At 32.1% G+C, this 1,579-nt stretch carries 1 protein-coding gene; it reads left to right on the plus strand.

The window, feature by feature from the left end; translation table 11 throughout:
- Nucleotides 1-877 precede the first annotated feature (877 nt).
- The gene (locus tag GQR46_RS19465) at nucleotides 878-1,390 is read left to right on the plus strand and encodes a hypothetical protein (RefSeq protein WP_165727581.1); all 513 of its coding nucleotides are present in this window, start codon (nucleotides 878-880) and stop codon (nucleotides 1,388-1,390) included.
- Nucleotides 1,391-1,579 lie beyond the last annotated feature (189 nt).

The following is a 1,579-nucleotide window of genomic DNA, read 5'->3' on the forward strand; positions in this document are numbered from 1 at the left end:
AAATCCTCGGTTTATTTATCTGCGCTTATGCTCTGCTCATATATTTCCAGTGGTTACATAAACTTATTAGAAAGTTTATATTTAAATTGGGCGCTCTACGATTTTATTACAATTTTAGCTTTGTTAATTTTAGAGTACTTCACCGCTCTATAGCTTTTCACTTCATCATCTTTGCGTTAATAATAAATGCTGTGCTCACCTTAATATTGCATTACGATCTATACGTTTTATATAACTATGAGCCTTGGTGGTATTGGAGTGTTTATTCTATTGGCGTTAATATGTTCGATGTTTTAATGTTTCTTTCACTAGTATTCAATAAAAATACCACTTTTAAAAGAGGGGTTACATTGAACTTTAAAAAGTTGAAAAATATTGAATGAGCTTTTAATTAGCCCAACAATTTCTCTGTACATAGGTGCATTTGTACAATGGGGGTTTCTTATGGCTTTTTTGTACTCCCTTGCTCATTCGATTAATAAGCCTAATAAAGAAAGAGTGTATTTGTCTTTGGTTATGAGTGTTTCATATTCGTTTAGTATATTTACAAATATGGATACGGTAACTTATCTAGATTTTTTGTTTTCCGATATTTTAACTCTCCTAGTTATCATTTCCCTTAGGCGGCTCTGGCATGATGGTATTACCTATCTATATATTATTACTGGTTTAGCTATAAACTCAACCCTGCATTTTCTCATGCATTACGACATCTATATATCAAATAATACAAGCTACTGGTGGCTTTGGAATGCTTACGCGATAGGGGTCAACGCTGCTGATTTTATAATGGTAGCTATATTTTTTATAAACAAAAATTTTTTATACTTGATGAAATTTAGAAATGGTTTGATTACTAGTTTGAAAAGGACAGTTGATGGCTGACCTACTCTGGAGTCTTGTCGATTTAGGCGATAATATAGGGCTATTATTTACTTGGTTCTTTTTAATTTCATTTTTATATAATCTATCAGCAAGTATAAATAAGGCAGATAAAAGCCTGCTACAGTTATCATTCATTATGCTGGTTTCTTATACTTCAAGTCTTTTTATGGATCCTCGAACTTCGACTTCTCACTTAAATTACTTTTATTTTGATTTTGCTACCATAGGTACTTTATTACTTTGGCGAGCTGTATGTAAAAATCCTGTCCCCATTGCTTTTGTCTATGTAATTGTTGGTCTATTTATTAATGCGTGTCTGTTCCTGGGTATGCATTACGACATTGTAATCGTTGGCACTCTTTACTATTGGTGGTTTTGGACCATTTACACATTCGGGATGTATTTTGTCGATTTTACCATGGCATTGGTATTAATCATCAATAAGGATTTTTTAGGCTTAAACAAGCTTTTAAGATGTGTTAGAAAGTTAAGTTTAGATCGCTGAGGCAGTAAAGCTCAACTTAAAAGAAGAGTGATTTTGTGCCTTTATTTGATGTTGCCGTAATATGTAAAGCGGTATAATAATTTTTTATCTAGTGTTGGAGTAAAATGGTTGAGCTACTTTTAAATACAAATATCTCGTTTTATATAGGTGTTTTTGTACAGTGGGGCTTTTTGATGGCTTTTTTATATT

It is taken from the genome of Pseudoalteromonas sp. Z1A6, assembly GCF_011378745.1.
Classification (GTDB): Bacteria; Pseudomonadota; Gammaproteobacteria; order Enterobacterales; family Alteromonadaceae; genus Pseudoalteromonas; species Pseudoalteromonas arctica.